The sequence below is a fragment of the Rubripirellula lacrimiformis genome, assembly GCF_007741535.1.
GTDB classification, from domain to species: domain Bacteria; phylum Planctomycetota; class Planctomycetia; order Pirellulales; family Pirellulaceae; genus Rubripirellula; species Rubripirellula lacrimiformis.
The window spans coordinates 7,423,241-7,439,070 of record NZ_CP036525.1 but is presented as its reverse complement, the minus strand read 5'-3'; the positions used below and the strand labels follow the sequence as shown (position 1 = coordinate 7,439,070).

9 protein-coding genes are annotated in these 15,830 nt (G+C 53.7%); 3 read left to right on the top strand and 6 right to left on the bottom strand.

The features are described from left to right. Nucleotides 1–109 precede the first annotated feature (109 nt). Together K227x_RS25910 and K227x_RS25905 are read left to right on the top strand one after the other, a co-directional pair. Nucleotides 110–3,502: an HsdM family class I SAM-dependent methyltransferase gene (locus K227x_RS25910; protein ID WP_218933543.1), complete on the top strand. Its 3,393-nt coding sequence runs from the start codon at nt 110–112 to the stop codon at nt 3,500–3,502. Next, nucleotides 3,499–4,191 (top strand): hypothetical protein, encoded by a 693-nt coding sequence (locus K227x_RS25905; protein ID WP_145174837.1) that lies wholly within the window; start codon nt 3,499–3,501, stop codon nt 4,189–4,191. Before K227x_RS25910 ends, K227x_RS25905 begins: the two co-directional genes overlap by 4 nt. Nucleotides 4,192–4,801: 610 nt before the next feature. Here K227x_RS25905 and K227x_RS25900 read toward each other — a convergent pair. From K227x_RS25900 to K227x_RS30895, 6 genes are all read right to left on the bottom strand, one after another. Next, nucleotides 4,802–5,656 carry a transposase gene (locus tag K227x_RS25900; protein WP_246146276.1) on the bottom strand — a complete coding sequence of 285 codons (855 nt, stop codon included), beginning with the start codon at nt 5,654–5,656 and terminating at the stop codon, nt 4,802–4,804. Between the two features lie 612 nt (nt 5,657–6,268). Further along, nucleotides 6,269–7,429, bottom strand: coding sequence for a DNA-processing protein DprA (locus K227x_RS25895; protein WP_218933542.1), 1,161 nt, complete (start codon nt 7,427–7,429; stop codon nt 6,269–6,271). 130 nt (nt 7,430–7,559) lie between these two features. Then, a complete protein-coding gene (locus tag K227x_RS25890) occupies nt 7,560–9,641 on the bottom strand; it encodes a RecQ family ATP-dependent DNA helicase (protein ID WP_145174831.1) in 2,082 nt (693 codons plus the stop codon). A gap of 198 nt (nt 9,642–9,839) precedes the next feature. Further along, a complete protein-coding gene (locus K227x_RS25885) occupies nt 9,840–11,783 on the bottom strand; it encodes a UvrD-helicase domain-containing protein (RefSeq protein ID WP_145174828.1) in 1,944 nt (647 codons plus the stop codon). Continuing rightward, nucleotides 11,776–13,794, bottom strand: a complete 2,019-nt coding sequence (locus K227x_RS25880; protein ID WP_145174824.1) for an ATP-dependent nuclease — start codon at nt 13,792–13,794, stop codon at nt 11,776–11,778. Before K227x_RS25880 ends, K227x_RS25885 begins: the two co-directional genes overlap by 8 nt. Before the next feature lie 347 nt (nt 13,795–14,141). Then, entirely contained in the window at nt 14,142–15,050 is a 909-nt protein-coding gene (locus K227x_RS30895; protein ID WP_218933541.1) for a transposase, read from the bottom strand. A 56-nt stretch (nt 15,051–15,106) separates the two neighbouring features. On the opposite strand from K227x_RS30895, the gene K227x_RS30890 reads away from it, so the two are divergent. Then, the gene (locus K227x_RS30890) at nt 15,107–15,673 is read left to right on the top strand and encodes an EAL domain-containing protein (RefSeq protein ID WP_315854326.1); all 567 of its coding nucleotides are present in this window, start codon (nt 15,107–15,109) and stop codon (nt 15,671–15,673) included. Nucleotides 15,674–15,830: the final 157 nt, after the last annotated feature.

Sequence of the window (15,830 nt, the reverse complement as noted above, 5' to 3'; positions counted from 1 at the left end):
CGCGGCACCGGTTTGCGCTGACGCTCGATTCTATTCGCGGCAAACACGAAAAACGCAAATCCGGGAAGCGGACACGTATTCGCTGGAAGCAAAGACGATCTGCTGAAAGGTGGATGGCAGTCAAGGCTGTTCCCAAAGGGGGCTGGCGTGCGAACCGGACATCCATGAGAGGGTTCTTCGTGAGAAACAAGTCGATGAGCGAATGTTGCCAGATGGTGCTCTGATTGCCATGCTTCAGTCTGGATATCCCCACGGCTGGGATTTCGGTAGACTGAAAGAAACCGCAGAAAAAAACGTTTCTTGGGATCACAGGATGTGGCTGGAGCAAGCATCGCGTCATCTTGGATGGCCCGAAGTTGAAGATATCATTAACCCGACTGGTGGCGGGCCAGGTCACTATGCGCAGTTGGTTGAACAAAAAGTTGGCAACGCCCTTTGCCGAAAGTTCGATTTAAGCAACATCGAAACGGGCATTTTGTCCGCCAACTCCACGGCTGACACAGCCGAAGCTCCGCTTGCCATTGTCCTCCAGTTTTCCCAAGGCGTCGCAGATGACGTGCTCCGGGAGGCTCAACGACTGTGTTGGAATTTTTCCAAGTCAGCGTTATTGGTTACGCTTGAGCCGACCCGCATTCAGGCGTGGTCATGCTCAATGGCGCCGACGCAGAATCGCAAATTGCACAATCTCCGTGTGATGGAGCCGATCGAAGCAACCGCAGGCGAAACGGAAGCGAATGTGCTTCAAGGGGATATTGCGCAGACCCTGCATTGGGTAAATCTCGTTAGCGGTGCGTTTCTAGATCAACACAAGTCGAAGTTTCAGAAAAAGGAACGTGCCGACGTGATGCTGGTCGCGAACTTGCGAGCTGTTCGCAAGAAGCTGCTGGCTGAAGAATTGCCGCGAGATACATGCCATGCGATGTTGGCAAGGCTCATTTTTACTCAGTTTCTCTTTCAACGAACGGACAGCGAAGGTCGACCTGCCATCAGCCAGTCGGTGCTCGACGGTCGATTCGACGGACACCTCGCCAACCAGTATCAGCACGAAGATGCATTGCGGCAGATACTTGGCAACAAAGAAGAAACATACGCACTGTTTCGCTGGCTAAACGATAAGTTCAATGGCGACTTGTTCCCCGGCAAGGGAGAGACGGCTGAAGAACGCGAAACGGAGTGGGAGAGTGAAAAGAAGAACGTTACGGACAAACACCTGAAATTGCTGGCCGAGTTCGTCGCCGGCGATGTCGAAGTGAAGTCAGGGCAGCGTTCACTTTGGCCATTGTATTCGTTTGATACGCTTCCGTTGGAATTCATCAGCAGCGTCTACGAGGAGTTTCTCAACGAAGACCAGCATCAGATGAGTGCCTACTACACACCGCCGCATCTCGTGGACTTCGTTCTTGACGGCGTGCTGCCGTGGGGTGGGACAGAGTGGGACTTGAAAATCCTGGATCCATGTTGCGGTTCTGGCATATTCCTTGTGAAAGCGTTCCAACGGCTTGTCCAAAGATGGAAGAACGCAAACCCAGGCTACGAGCCAAGAGTCGACGACTTGCGGGGGCTGCTGGAAAACAATCTCTTCGGTGTCGACGATCACGAAGACGCAATTCGAGTCGCGTCGTTCAGTCTTTGTCTCGCATTATGCGACGCAATCGACCCGCGGCAGTATTGGAAGCGAACGATCTTTCCACCACTGCGCAATATTCGGCTAATCAAGAGCGACTTCTTTTCCGAAGAGCACGACGAATTTGCTACACCCGACGAAAAGGACGGCAGAAAACCGATATGGGATTTAGTCGTTGGAAACGCGCCGTGGCGAGACAGTTCGTTGGATGACGAGTCGCTTGGAACCGCTTGGGCGTCAAAGCATGGCTGGCCTGTTGCCGATGGAAACGCGGGCCCACTGTTTTTGGCAAAAGGAGCAGCGTTAACACTGAAGTCAGGTCGAGTTTCGATGATTCTACCGGCGGCGACGTTGCTGTATCAGCGAAGTTCAAAAGAGTCGAAGCAACTTAGAACCAATGTATTCTCTGGACATCGAGTGGAAGAGGTAGTGTCGTTCGCTCATTTGCGGTGGCAACTGTTCAAGGGTGTGAAGTCACCAGCATGTTTAGTTACCTTGCGCCCGTCGGAGCCGGAGTCCGACTATACACTCACTTATATTTGCCCAAAGCCACTCTTTACGACGGAAGACGAATCTGTCATCGCCATTGAACGGCAAGACACACACGAGCTCAGTGCCGGTGAAGCGATACACAATCCTGTAATCTGGACGATATTGCTTTTAGGTCAGCGTCGGGATGCAAATTTAATTGATACGCTTAGACTCGCGATGACGTTGCGTAAGCTAGAATCAAGAAAGATCGGGAGAGCTAAAGATGGTCAACTGCTACTGACGCGAGAGGGGCTTAAGCGGGGAGATCGATGTGACACTGAACCAAGAATTATAAATCGACGAATTCTGGAAGACTCTGGTTTTCCAGACGCCGATTCATTCTTCCTGAATGCCAAAATTCTACCGAAGAACAAAGATCCTGAAGTACACCGATTCCCCGGTGAGGAGTACTTTGAACTTCCGCAGCTGCTCATTAAAAAATCGCTCATAAAGTCCGTTGGGCGTTTTCAGGCGCAGGTTGTCAACCCGCAAGGAGAGGCAAAGGGGGTCCTCTGCACAAAGAGCTTCGTCTCGGTTCATCAATTTTCCGGCACGGACGACTGGCTTTCCGCAGCGTGCCTTGCCTTTCGCAGTAGCGTGTCCACCTATCATCTCGCGTTAACGAGTAGACTTGCCTTCGATCGTGCAGAGGCTTTAGCTGGTCATATATTGGATGTTCCACTTCCCGACGCTGCTGCGTTACCGGCCCTCGACTCATTAAGGCTCGACGAGGTTGACAGAGTGGTTGAAGACGCATTTCAACTCAAGGAACCAGAACGTGCACTGATTTCCGATCTCCTAGAGTTTGGTTATCGCGAAGGCTCATCGAAGCCTGGCGAAAAGCCATCACGCAACAAAACGCGGCGGGTTGAGAAAGAGGAGAACGATGATCTGATGCAGTACGCAGATTTCTTCATCAAGACCCTGCGAGCAACATTCGGGAAAGAACGAGCCGTTCGCGCGACCGTGTTTGAGGAAGCCCCTGGCGAGGCACGTCTGCCTGTGCGAATGGTTGCGATTCACTTGGATTGGCCCGGTCGACGTCGATTGTGCAAGAAGGAAATGATGCAGGCGGACGAACTTCGTGCAGAATTGGCGAAGTTCTATGAACAACAAATGACAATTCGTTCCCGAGACGGCCAGCCAATTTCCTCCGGTCTTGGGTTTCGCCGAGTCGCTCGTGTTTTCGTAACTCAGGCAGCGGAGGATGGGACAAAGATTCCAACCGTCCTTTTTGTGAAACCAGATCAGCGTCGATACTGGTCGCGTTCACAGGGACTACGTGACGCCGATGAGTTGGCTGCTGCGATTGTCGCGGATCGACAGAATCGGGCCACAGCAAAATGAGTTCGCGTCTACCAACGATTTTCGACGACCTGTTTCCAGATTCCACACCAGAGTTTCGTGCAATCGCCGATGCATGGCCTCCTCATGTCGTCACACAAATACTCACGCTGGTATGGGATGGGTTCGATCGCGTAAAAGCACTACCAAACTTCAAACAGCTTGATTTCTCAAAGGACTACGCCCAACTTGAGCGAAGTCTTACCGATCTGCATATGACCGAAATCACGTCGCTGTGGGGTGCAAACGCAAGCAGATTTGAATCGTTCGTTCCACAGCACGAAGCGTGGGAATTCGAGTCGCTTTCAAAACGTTCGGCTCGACCGCCTTCCTGCGACCTTGGTTTCGTTCTTCTGATCAATCGACGCATTCGCTGGTCGGTCGAGGCGAAGGTACTGAAGTCACCTGGTGCAGTTGCTGAGTACGCAGGAGATTTGCAGAAGTATCTTGATGGACGAAGCGCGCCTTTCTCAACTCAAGCCGCACTGGCTGCCTATCTCGTATCGGATGACGCTCAGGCATTGTTCAGTGCACTTGCGAGCAAACTTGAGTGCGAATTGACCTCCCATCCAAAATTTGCCGAAAGACAGCATCGCTATTCTGAACACGATCGCGAAACCGAAATTATGGCTCAGGGCATACCCGCGGTCTTTATCTGCCATCACTTGGCATTCACACTCCACGACGAGTGACTGTTCTGTCCAACTCATTTCAACACTAAGAAACCTGCGTTGGGCGCAGACACGGTTTTTGTTGGTTTGCTCGGGACAGCGGATGCATCGGCTTAGCAGACGTTGGTCGGCTGAAATTCTGCGGAGTGCAAGCGTCCGGTGCCACCCACGAATGGCACGGTCGTTTTGGCTTTTGGAAGCAAACTAGGGACAGAGCACTCTTTCGGGGAGCGTCGGCGAGACCTGCTGTAGGTCAGTTTGTGGTTGCCTGCAGGGGAAGCGGTTCCGGGGCGTCGCCAGCTGTCGACCCGTCCGCTCTGAGCCGTTTCGGCTGCAGCACCGACGGACCTTCAGCCCAATCGGTGGACGAACGGCAAAAGTAGAGCGAGAGGTGCGGCTAAGCGGTCGTCATCAACTCACGGGCGCGACGTCGCAAGTGATACCGTCGCTGCGTCTGGTGACTGCGTATCGAATCAACGCTCTCGGGACGCCCGGCAACATTGCCAAACAGCTGGCCAAAGTTACCGACCAGTTCACACCAAACCGTCCCGTCCAGACCCAAGCGTTTCCACACCGCCGCAGCGGAAGCCGGCGTTGTGCCCCCTTTGCCCGGGACCGACTGACGGGCAGTTCAGTCCAGCAGTTCCAGGTAATCCGCCAACGACATCGCCAGGAACCCCTTTTCGCTGCAGCGATCCCGAAGCGGTGACGGGTCAGGGCCAATTGGATCGGACGCTTCGTCGATGGTGAGCGGAGACAGGAACACATCGGGACGTTTGGTTTGACGCTCCGGCCCTTCTTTCAGTGCTTGAGTGGCGTCCTGCGACTGGGCAACGTCCTGCTGGGCTGCTTTGATCCGACGCTGCACCGACGTGTGATCGCTGGTTTCGAGCGTCGGGGCTATCGCCGCCCGAATCAAGTTCAAATCCACGTAGGCTGAGCACGCCAGCAAACTGGCTTCATCGACCAGCCGTGTGGCTTTGTAGCGATCTTGAAAGAACCGGCCGCTTTCGTCTTCCTCGGCGTTGGCCCGCATCGAGACCCGCTGGCACAGCAAACGCATCCACCAACTCAGACTGGACAGTCGGTGGCGAATCTCGGCCAGCTTCACCGGGCAACCGGCAATGAAGCGAATTTCTGGCTTGGTCGGCTCAGCCGGGCTGCCATCGGGCTTGCGGTTGTGGGGACAGATCCGGCACCAGCGCGCGGCCACTTCCTCGTCACTCCAGGACGCCACCACATCGGGGCGAGTGCGAAGAATCAGGTGGAAGTGATTCGAGAGGATCGCAAAGCCCAGCAAGTCGATCCCAAACTCAGCCGCGAAATGCTGCAGCAAGTCTTCAATCCAAACCTTTCGAAGATCGAAGTTCTTGCCGGAGACGGAATCGTCGCCAAAGAGGAAACAGCGGCGACAGGTGCGGTTCCAAACATGGGCCACCGCCACCTCGTCGGGATCGAACACTTCACAGCGGGCAAGACGAACCATCGACGTAACCTCACGAGGAAGAAACCAGCGTCAAACTCCACTCAATCGCTATTCGCGTGTCCATCCTGAAAATCAACCCTCGAAAAGGTGCTCTGTCCCTCAGGGTTCTTCTCACGGCGTCGCACCCAGAATCGTCTGTCTAGACGTTATCGAGATCGAGGGCGGTGACGAAGGCCCAGCGATACTCGTCCGCATCCCAGATAGCTTTCAGAAACCACACATGGTGACTTTTAAAGAAAGTTCACGATTTTACGGACGGACGAGCGCTGGAAAGCACCAACTCGATGTCGGCGAGATCCCAACGGCTTTCGTCCAGTCGGCAAAACTACCGGAGATGCTTCGAGCTTTCGTTCTTGACCGGCTGACGAAACTGCTTGACGACGCTGCTTCGATTTCATTGATCGACGGCCCGATCGCTGCAGTTCATTTCGTCTCGATTTCAGCGATGCTCGGTTCGCACAAAATTGATCCGCGTGACGTCGAGCACCCCCAGTCGCTGAACTTCGCTCCGTTTGGAAAGGACGGACTGGAGCGAATTAACTTAGACGGCTATCTATCACTCAATACGCAACACACGCATCTCGCTCCGTACAAGGCGGAACGGATATTTCCTTACAAATACTGCGATCCGCAATGGCGTTGGTATCGCGTTGGGCGGGTTAGTTTTACAACCCGAGATTCCGAAACGGCTTGATTCAACCAATCCTGAACTTGGTTCTTCTTCGCTTGCAGTCGCTCGGACACTTCATTGACCGTTAGTGGTTCAGCGAGCGAGTACAGCAACAGTTCAAGCACCGCGTCGTAAGCCGTCATGGCTGTCGGAATGGAGTCACCAACATTTGACGGCTTAGCTTTTCCGTTTACCGTCGCTTCGCTTGGAGGGTCATCGGTGGATACAACTTCGACCGGAAAGAGTGGTGTTTTCTGAGCTAACGAGCGAGACTGTGCGTCATCAATGATTTTATGAAGACAACGAGGGTCGAGGTCTTGCCAGCGGTCAGGAAACGGCACAGCGCCCAACTCTTGCAACCGTGTATTACCGATTGGTGAACCTGGACCGTTTCGTACAAATACAGGTTGTGGCGATTTTCGCTTTAACTCCTCTTCGGCACCAGCCCATGTGCCGCCCTTCTTGTATTCAGAGCTGACAACTAGCCCGGCGTCTGCCATGGCGTAGATCAATTTGTTGCGCCCCATCGCCGTGCCGACCGTGAATCGAGCCTTGGGGTGACAATGTGAGATCAACAGAAGTTGATTCTCCGCGATGGCGTCGCGAGCGTTGCGGCTGACGCTGGTCTTGAGCAGGCTGTCTGCAAGTACGCCGACAACGGTACCACCGGCTCTCAACGCCCCTTCCATCGCAGTTTTGTCGACGCCCCTCGCTCCACCTGAAATGACGGGGTTATTTCCTGTCGCACACCAAGCCGCAACTTCTCTGGCAAATTCTTCGCCTGCGGCATCGACGTTTCGAGAGCCAACAATCGCCACGCCGCCTCCTGCCATTAGGGACTTGTCGCCAACTCCGTAAAGTATTGGTGGTGCCAATTTCTTGAGTCGTTCACGGTAGCGAGTTGGATAGTCATCGTCGCTACGGCAGACGATCCAAATTCCATTTCGGTTCCACTCTTCGACCGCAAAACCAAGCTGAACTCCTCGACCGAGCAGCTTCTCGAATCTTTGTTTGTCGACACCAGCCGCGTTCGCCGCGTCATGCACGTCATCTAATTCAAGCACGTCCGCAGGCCGCATTTGATTCTTGACCAACCAACTCACGAGTGAGTTGTAAGCAGTCAGACTCAATGGATCACAGCCAGCGCTCTTCTCGCCGAACCAACCTGCAAGCAGCAGGATCGTCTTTGCGTCTTCGCTAAGCGGTTGGGTAGTAGTACTCATTTGAAATCCCTCAGTCCATTCGTGGTGAGCTGAGTGCTAACGCCATCGGGAACACGGCTTCACAGCCACGCTCCCGAAGTAGCGCAGCGATAATGGTAAAAGTCCATCTTGAATCAACAATGTCATCGACCAACAGGCATGCTCCGTTTGGAAAATTTTCATCTGAAACTTGAAACGCGCCGTCCAAGTTGCTCGCTTGCTGGAAACTGTTTTGCATCTCTTTCTGTGGTGGCGTCGCACGAACCTTCTGAACACAGTTGACAAACGGTAATCCCAGTTTAGCAGCTAAACGACCCGCGAAATCCGGTACGGTTGTTGGATTGTTCAACGAGGGCACGCAAGTAACCCAACTGGGGTACGGCTCCGGACTCCATTGTTCGATCATTGACGCACACGCGTCAACCAGCAAATCGTCAAAACGTTTCGTATCATACTTGTCGCGAGCAACTTGTTCCCCCCAACCCGCATCTCTCCACAGACAGAGCGCCCTTCCTTCAGATGCCCGCACATCATCACCGATTTTCCCAGAAAATCCGTAGGTAGGCAGCGGACTGTGAGCTGGCCAAGCCTTCCTTGGTGCGAGTTCTTGAAAGCTACGACGCAGGAAGTGGACTGCTCTGACTGCGAGAGACTCATCGTAGTCAACGTCGATGAGTGGCTGCCCTACACAGTTCTCGCACTGACCGCACGCGGCAGCATTTGGGTCGTCGAGCGAATTGCTCAGAAAGTGCATCAGACACTCGCCGCTGTCCACATACCGCTGCATCTCCGCTTGTTCGTCCCGTCGTATCTTGGTGATTGCGGTGACCATCTCAGAATCGACTTGGTATTTGGCTGCGGACGCGGTCACGTTCCAGCTTGAACCGATCTTTGCGATTGGAGAGGGCGACTCCACGGAGAGGTACTTGATCGCGCTCGCTATCTGGCCGTTCGCGATATTCAGAGACGCCTGTAGCTTTGGAATCGAGTGGCCACCGTCGCTTTCGCTAAGTGCCTGAATGATCTGGTCAACGTGTGCCTGCGGGGGAAATGCGTTGCGTATGAAGAAGTCTGCGATGTCGTCATCTTCCGAACCATGGAGCAGGATGCCCAGAGCGTTTTCAACAGCACGCCCAGCACGTCCGACTTGCTGGTAGTAGTGAACAACCGAACTTGGCCGCTGGAAATGAACTACGAATCCAATGTCCGGTTTGTCAAACCCCATCCCCAAAGCAACAGTCGCGACAAGCACCTTGACCTCGTTCGCAAGCAGTGCCTGTTCCCGTGCCTCGCGATCCTCGACGCCAGCGTGATATGACAGCGCGTTGATGCCGCAGATTTGGAGCCACTCAGTGACTCTCTCCGCATCACGCTGGGTAAGCGTGTAGACGATGCCGCTCCCTTCAAACTCAGGGATTTTCTCGGCAAGCCAAGCGAACCTCGCAGCAGGGCTTGGCATTGAAATATTCTGGAGCCGTAGACTTTCGCGGACGAGAGGGCCTCGCTGTACTTTTGCGTCGCCAATCTGTAGTTGGATATCCGCGACGACTCTGTTATTGGCCGTGGCCGTCGTTGCGAGAACAGGAACATTGCTGGGAAGTGCTTCGACGATCCTAACGATTCGTCGGTAGTCCGGCCGGAAGTCGTGGCCCCAGTCCGATATGCAGTGTGCTTCGTCGACAACAAACAGTCCGACGTTGTTCGCAAGCAGCGGCAACACGTTCTGGCGGAAATCCTCGTTCCCTAACCGTTCCGGCGAAACGAGCAGGACATCAATCTCGTCGTTCTGCAACCGTTGCTGGATATCGTCCCACTCATCCCGATTAGAGGAGTTCATCGACACAGCTTGCAAGTTCAACGCACTCGCCGCGGCTTGCTGATTTCTCATCAGCGAGAGCAGAGGTGAAACAAGCAGGGTACAACCGGCCCCTTTGTCTCGCAGCAAACGTGTTGCCACGAAATAGACCATGCTCTTCCCCCAGCCCGTCCGCTGAACAACCAAAATGCGTTGGCGGTTCAGAACCGATTCGATGCTTTCCCATTGGCCATCACGAAACCGAGCTGTTGGATTCCCGACTGCCGAACGTAAGTACTGAAGTGCCGCGTCGTGCACGATATGCCCCGAGTGCGAGAGATATAGGGAAGATTGGAAGCCAGGTTTTAGCAAAGACTTGCGGTGTCGTTAGGTGGCAGCCGAAACCGATACGTATCTGTTTCATTGACCGACCGGAATGTTTCCGCGTATCCGGCCACGGACGTTACGCGGTGGCTCCGCTTTGGAGCGGGGTGACGAAGCACATCGTTTCAACGATCACCAGATCGACTCGTCGAAATCAATATCAGCCGCACTCTCGATTCCCACACCTGCTTCCTCAAGCCAGCCGTACAGTAGATTGACGTTCTTGCGGCTTTGCATCCGCTTGAACCGTGACTTCGCGAAAGTAAAGAGCACGCGTTTTTTCGCTCGTGAGAAGGCGACGAAAAAGGAATTCCCATCTCCGGTTGGGTCTTGCAGATTATTGAAAGCAGCATCCTCCAGTCCAACGAAGATGACGGTGTGATACTCCAATCCTTTACTTTTGTGGATTGTCATCACTGGAATGGAGGTTTCGCCACGCAAATCACGGATCACTTCGATCCAGGTCCCGAACTGTTGTGATTCGTCGCCATAGCGAAACCCAAGTTGCTTGACCAAGCTGGAGACGGTCTCCTCGAAGAAGGTTCCTTGTCGATACTGCGGATGACTCTGGCGAAACGACTTCTCTCCGATTGCGTCGATGGCTCGATTCACCTCGACCGCGATCCCATCGACAGTCTTTGCACACTGTGGAAGTGACAACCGCAAACAGTCGACCAAAGTGCTAAGCAGTTTGTTGCGAATCCTCTGTTGTTGAGCGGACTCACTGCGCCCAGTCTTTTCTAGAACTCTTTGTAGGCGGGACCACGAATCCGGCTGAGGTTCATCGCTTGCCGCCACGAGAAACGCATCGGCAACCAGTTCAACCAGCGGCTCAGCCAGCAAATCCTGAAGTTTTGTTTCATCGCGAACTCTCGCCAAACCGTTGATCTGCTGCAACGCGTCGACCAGATTGGACGAGTATTGATCGACACGCTTTCGGCAGAGCACGCAGATATCTCGCGGTTCGACACCTTCATCCTCGACCAGCTCATTCAAAACCAATGCGACTGCGATGGCCTCCTCGGAATCGTCAGAGAACTCGATGACGCGACATTGTCCATCGCCAGATTCGCGTCCCCTACCGCAGACAGGAAGAATCGCCTCGGGCTCGATCTGCTGAGCAAGTGATCCAATGATGTGGATCAATTCCGGTTCTGACCGATAGTTAGCTCGAAGGGCGTACGAATCAGCCGTGAACTCCTCCGCGTATCGTTTCGTGATTCCGGCCAGCGCGCCTGCCCAAGTCATAATGCACTGCTTCGTATCGCCAACTGCGGTCAAGACTGATTCCGAATCAAGGAATGCCGTTCGTAGAAGATCGTAGTGAAGGTTGGTCGTGTCCTGGAATTCATCGAGGAAAACGTGCGAGTAGGTTGCTCGCATCGCGTGTAGAACTGCCGGGTTGGATCGCAACATCAGTTCTGCGAGACGAGCGATCATGTGAAAGTTAAGGTAGCGGTATTTCCCATGAAGATAGTGCTGCCACTGCGACACCGCCAATCGTTCGCGTGTTGAACCGTTTTCCAGGATCGCACTTCCGTCGATTTGGAGACGCTGTGAAAAGCACTCCCGGTACCACCGGATTGGTCCGATGCCGGACAAGTCAGCGGGTTCGCATCTAAGTCGCTCGGCAGCCTCTCGGATCATACGGTCCGCACGCTCCTCTTTTATATTGAACTCAATACGATAGTCGTCGTTTGGTCGCCAGAATTCTGGAATTGCCAGGCGGAATCTATCGACAAGATTCTTACTGAACGCGTCGAGCGTCATCGAGTCGAAACGCTCTGCCAATTCCGCTGGCAAACGCTTCCCGACACGATCTTGCAAATTCTTCGCAGCATCACGCTTTAGGCTTATTGCAAGGATTCGGCGAGGTGACTTGCTCGTGTCAGTTCGCAGCAGATAATCAGCTCGCTGAGCGAGCAATTCAGTCTTACCGGCACCTGGGCCAGCAACGACGATACTATTCCTTGCAGCCTGAGCAGCAGTCAGGGCTGTGTCTTCTAGGGACTCGATCCCGACGGGCTGCCAAGACTGTTCCTCAATCTTTGGATTCCGATTGCGCAGTCTAGCCATTCTTTGTCTTCGCTTTGATTGCGCGTATCAAACTCTTCAATTCGTCAGGGCATTTCTCCAGCAAATCTTCGTCTTTGATTTCAGCAAGAGCCGCCATGTGCGTCGCGGGTTTGCTGCGTTGAAGAAAGAGGTGTCGATACCATTGAAGGCTTTCAAGCTGAGTTTCAAGTCGTTCGGGTTCAGCGATGTTTTTCTTTCCAAAAACCGTTCGGAACAGACCAGTGATCTGAGCACTTCTAAGCTCCTGTTTTTTGGAAAGTATCCGTGGTGCGCCGTCGGCAGTCTCCTGGTATTGCTCAGGGAACTTTCGCAACATCGAGTAATCCAGATCCAGGGGGTCAGAAAAATAGACGCCGTACTTGCGAAGGCTCTTAACCCATCCGGTGAAGTCATCATGGGGCATGCCCCAATTAGGCATTTCTGCAAAGGTCTCGTCACTCATGACAGAAGTGTTATCGTCATCAACAACTTCAAGAATTTCTTCTCGCTTGTGACCAAGTTCAATAAGTTGTTCACAGACGTAGTGAATCCGTCCCCAACCTCCACCCTTTCGATCGCAATCCATGTCTAGCAATGTGAGATGGGGAATGGAAAGGCTATTGAGCAGACGCCACATGTGATTCACATGACGACCGCCAAGAGGAACGACAGAAATGACATTGGGATCGGAAGGCAAATCGTTTGCATCAAGGAGACGTGCCATCACAACTTGCTCGCTGTCCCCCTCTCCGAGAACAACAAGGCGAGCAAAATACAATTCCGGATAGGCACGCACCGCCTGGCGAATGAACTTGTCCGCGTCGGACTGTTCCGTGGGGAGGCTCAATTTGTGAGCCGACGCGACCGCCGTGGTAGAATCGAGCCGCAAGTATCGAATTTCCTCGGGCTCAATTCGGGCAAGCACGGAAGGAGAGTGTGACGAGAAGATCGCCTGAGCCCTCGGTGGCTTGACGATATCGCGAAACATTTTCACTACTCGTCCCAGCAAATGCGGTGCGAGGTGGGTCTCTGGTTCCTCGACCGCGAACACTGTCAGCAGGGGAGGGTCAAGGCGTTCTTCGTCGAACGGGTGGCCGCCAAAGAAGTCGTCGATTGCGGCTTGCTCGATCTGGAAAGCGGATTTCATGATCGAAAAGTACAAGAGTGATCGCAGCCCGTCGCTCAATCGATCTACGGGAACACAATCATCTTCTGCTTCGGTCTTCATTCCTGCTGTGAAGGACGAGACGAAGTCTTCAACGGTTTGTGTTTCGAGGTGCAATACGATTTCTTTGAATCGACTGCGGTTGTACAACCCGTTCCAAGACTCATTGAGCGAACGCTGAAGCTCTGTAATTGCCGGTTCATTACTAAAGTCGCTTACGATTCCGTCGGTCGCAGTGTTGATCGAATCGGCAAGGTCGTCTGTCCAACGAGCGGCATCGAGCAACCGTTTGAGCAGCGATTGCGATGAAACGCGGACATGCTTCGATGGATCACGTGCTCCGGGAATGTAGTGAACGTGAATTCGCTGTCGCTCGAACGCCGAGAGCGGCTGGCGATATTCGTCGTCAATTTCATCTGAGATATCAGACGACGTTTTGATCCAGTTCAGCGATTGCTCAACCTCACCTTCAGGCAAATTTCCTTTTTGCCAGACTGCTTCGAGGCGGATTCGACAATACGGTCGACCACCGGGTTCATTCACCCGCATCTGCTTGAAGTGTTCAGGAATAGCGGACGTATCATCTCCGCCGCCTTCCGCATCGAATTCGATTCTGGCCTCGATCCAAAGTGACAACGACTTTAGATCGGCATCAGATCGCGAAACTCCGACCGGCAAATGAAAGTCATCGGCGCGAATTGAACGTTGCTCTTTGGTGAGTCCGAACAATCGAGCCAGTCCGAGAAGAGCGGCTGACTTTCCCGCCCCGTTCTCACCTATCAGAACCGAAATATCATTCAAGTCGATCGAAACAGGATTCGGACCAAAACAACGAAAATTGCGAAAACTCAGGAGGCTGATTTTCATCGATTATCTAGCAGTCGGCATAGTGACATTGACGCAGGTTGAAAGTTGCCGGGCCCCAACCGCTACCAAGTAAAGCTCAAGATTCTACAACCCATAGTGAGGCCGTTCGCAAGGGGTGACGGCCCCGTTCGTTCTAATTCAGCAAATAGTGGAGAAAAGTGACGCCCGATTGCGTCTGGTGACGAGAATCATCGACGATCCGGACACAAATGAGGTTCTACTCCGTCGCTCCGACATCCACACAGGAGTCATTTCGATGAAGATTTCATTGCCAATTGATGGTTCCGATGCCGCCAATAAGGCTGTTGATTTCGTCCGTTCGCTAGCGACCGAAAATTCGGTGGACGTCATTGTGCTGATTGCCTCGTACAACCCGACCGAATACTCATTCCAATCTTGGATGCCGAGTGGACCGAGACGCAGAAGATTCGTACGAACGAAATTCTTGGGTCGGCCATGCAAACGCTTGATGCGGTGTGCCAATCAGGGCCAATTGGATCCGACGCTTCGTCGATGGTAAGCGGAGAGAGGAACGCATCGGGACGTTTGGTTTGACGCTCCGGCCTATCTTCCAGTGCTTCAGGGGCGTCCTGCGGTTGGGCAATGTCCTGCTGGGCTGCTTCGATCCGACGCTGCACCGACGTGTGATCGCTCGTTTCCAGCGTTTGGGCCATCGCGGCCCGAATCAAGTTCAAATCCACATAGGCTGAGCACGCCAGCAAACTGGCTTCATCGACCAGCCGTGTGGCTTTGTAGCGATCTTGAAAGAACCGGCCGCTTTCGTCTTCCTCGGCGTTGGCCCGCATCGAGACCCGCTGGCACAGCAAACGCATCCACCAACTCAGACTGGACAGTCGCTGGCGAATCTCGGCCAGCTTCACTGGGCAACCGGCAATGGAGCGAATTTCTGGCTTGGTCGGCTCGGCCGGGCTGCCATCGGGCTTGCGGTTGTGGGGACAGATCCGGCACCAGTGCGCGGCCACTTCCTCGTCACTCCAGGACGCCACCACATCGGGGCGAGTGCGAAGAATCAGGTGGAAGTGATTCGAGAGGATCGCAAAGCCCAGCAAGTCGATCCCAAACTCAGCCGCGAGATGCTGCAGCAAGTCTTCAATCCAAACCTTTCGAAGGTCGAAGTTCTTGCCGGAGACGGAATCGTCGCCAAACAGAAAACAGCGGCGACAGGTGCGGTTCCAAACATGGGCAACCGCCACTTCATCGGGATCGAACACTTCAAAGCGGGAAAGACGAACCATCGACGCAACCTCACAAGGAAGAAACCAGCGTCAAACTCAACCTAATCGTTATTCGCGTGTCAATCCTGAAAATCAACCCTCGAAAAGGTGCTCTGTCCCTCAGGGTTCTTACCCGCTGGAAGGGAATTCTGGCGAATCCCACTACGTCAGCAATCCAATCGACGTCCCCTGGGAGGGTGAAGTTGAAAGTCGGGCGAGGGCTGGTGGGACACTCCGGTCACAACGTTCGAAAAAGTGGTCTTGGTTGTAGAGATTCGGCGGGTTTTGGCTCTCCCAATTTTGCCCAGCGAATCAACCTGTGTTGCCGCGCACGATGGTTGTGTTTTGCTCCGTGTACCTTGCCGCCCGATCGTTTCATCCATTTACTGGAACGAAGCCGTGAAATCTTGCCCGTCAGCAACTGGATCATTCGGCAAGCCTGCCGACAATTGGCTCAGTGGGATGCAGTTGGATTCTCCATCACCATGTCAGTGAACGTCAGTGCCCTTCAATTCGCAGACCCATATTTTTACACGACGGTGCGAAACGCAATCGAAGAATTTGCAGTGGACCCGAAACAACTCGATTTTGAAATCACAGAGGGCTTGCTGATCGCCTGCCAGTTCAGTGGGACCGCGTGGTAAGTCGATGATGCATGTATCGATTCGCGAATACCTAAGGCTGTTGCGTTGGACGTCGAAGCAGATCGCTGATGGAATCGCGGCGAAGGTTCCTGATTCGATCCCCCGCGTCTTCATCCGCTGCTGCCACAAGAAAGTCGACGCGGTACCGGTCTGCGCT